At 70.6% G+C, this 1,858-nt stretch carries 3 protein-coding genes; 1 reads left to right on the top strand and 2 read right to left on the bottom strand.

Annotated features, from left to right (window positions below):
* Nucleotides 1-641, bottom strand: a 641-nt coding sequence (locus ACFWVD_RS28415; RefSeq protein ID WP_379247949.1) for a hypothetical protein, incomplete at its 3' end; no start/stop codon positions are given.
* 101 nt (nucleotides 642-742) lie between these two features.
* A complete protein-coding gene (locus ACFWVD_RS28410) occupies nucleotides 743-1,210 on the bottom strand; it encodes a hypothetical protein (RefSeq protein WP_379247947.1) in 468 nt (155 codons plus the stop codon).
* 361 nt (nucleotides 1,211-1,571) lie between these two features.
* Between ACFWVD_RS28410 and ACFWVD_RS28405 the strand changes: the two genes are divergently transcribed.
* Nucleotides 1,572-1,858: sigma factor (locus ACFWVD_RS28405; protein WP_379247945.1), on the top strand; the 287-nt coding region annotated here is incomplete at its 3' end.

The raw sequence follows: 1,858 nt of genomic DNA, 5'->3' as shown, positions 1-1,858 counted from the left end.
GTCTCGTGGAGGTCTGACGTCCGGAAGACGTGGACGAGTGATTGCCCGATGCCGTAGAGGGCGAAGGGGGCGAGCCACAACAGGAAGGCTCCCAGGGCGAACAGCAGCACCACCCGCCCTGCGGACGCCGTCCAGTCCGTGTGCTCGTCCACGTAGCCGAGCCCGGTGATCAGGCGCGGCACGGCGAGCGTGACGACCAGCGCGAGCAGCGCCCCGGCCGGCTTGGCCGCGCGGCGCAGGAACAGGCGCCGGTGGGGCGGGCGGGCCGCCGCGACGAAGGCGGCGACGGCGACCGGGAAGGTCATCGCCAGCACGATCAGGGCGGTACGGATCTGGCCGAAGCGGTCGTCGACCACCGCGTCGGCGTCCGCTGCCAGCCCGTAGGTCAGCAGCATCCAGGTGATGGCGACGAGTCCGACGGCCGTTCGCAGGATCTGCACCCGCTTCACCATCGGATCGTGCACGCGGTCCGGCCGGGACGGCGTGAACACCGCGCGGCCCACGGCGATGGGGTTGAAGAGCTGTCCGAAGGTCAGCCGGCGTGCGGCGGCCGGCGGTACCGGGGCCGACGGCCAGCCCGCAACGGGCGGTTGTCCGGCTCCGTACGGATTCCAGGGCCCGCCGCCCCCGTGTGCGCTCATCCCCGTGTCCTTCGTCTCGCCGTACCCGCAACCCCACGGAGCATAGGCGGAATCGGCGCGCCGGACACGGCCCGGGCCCGGCTCGGATCTCCTGCGCGCGGTTACGTGTAGTAGGTGTCGAACGAGGCGATCCAGAGCGCCGACAGCGGAAGAACGGACAGTTGTACGGCCGTTGTGGTCCAGCACCGGCCGAGGACCGCGGCCAGGGCGCTCCACCAGGCCGTCGCCCGCAGCAGGGCCACCGCCGCTGCCTGGTAGCCGTGGCCGCCGGGATCCATCATGCCGGGGTATCCCATCCACTCCTCGGTGAAGATGCCGTCCGCGCCGAGCACCACGACCCCCGACACCAGCCACAGGTCGGCCAGCAGCACCGTGACGGCGAGCGCCCTGTCGAAGCGGAGGTACGCGGGGGCCGGGAGCAGCAGCCGGACGAACGGATGCCCGTGATCCCGTACCCATGGCTGCCCTCGGCTTCGCCACAGCTGCACGGAGGCGTACCCGAGCCCGGCGAGGGCCAAGGCCCAACCGGCCACGAAACACAGCAGGAAGAACAAGATCACCAAACCCATGCCCCACCAGATGCCCCCGCCCCCCGGAGCGGTTCCCTCCTCTTGACGGGGTCCGGGGTCGAGATGATCATGGGGCGGCGACCGCTCGCCAACCGGGGCACCGGCTCGCGCTCCGGACCGGAACCCTGCACGGAGAGCGTCGTTGCTGCGCACCAGGGGATCGGCCGCGGTGAGCGGAATGGTTCTTCTCGCGTTCACGGGTTCCGGGGCAACAGCCTCGACTGTCGTGCCTAGGGTTTGCTTGCGGCCCTGCAAGGGTGCACACTTGCGCGAATTCCGGTCGGGCGCAGCGTCGCACCCTCATGACAGATGTGCCCGGATCCGACACCCGGGTCGTCAGCAAGCCACACGGGAGCACGTGTTGAGTACATCGGGTACCGCCCGTCAGCAGGATCTGCAAAGCCTCAGCGACGGGGAACTCTGTGCCCTGCTGCGGGGGCGCACCCCGGATTCCGACGCGGCGGTCAGCGACGTGATGGACGAGGTGTTCGCCCGTCACCATTCCTCGGTGCTGGCCTACGCCCGTACGTGCTGCCGGGACCTGTCCACCGCGCAGGACCTCGCTGCCGAGGCCTTCGCCCGTACCTACCGGGCCATCGCCTGGGGTACCGGGCCCGAATACGCCTGGCGGCCGTATCTGCTGACCTG

Origin of the sequence: Nocardia sp. NPDC058666, from assembly GCF_042714895.1 — a bacterium.
Lineage (GTDB): Bacteria > Actinomycetota > Actinomycetes > Mycobacteriales > Mycobacteriaceae > Nocardia.
The sequence above is the reverse complement of the archived record's forward strand: the minus strand, read 5'-3'. Positions and strand labels throughout refer to the sequence as shown.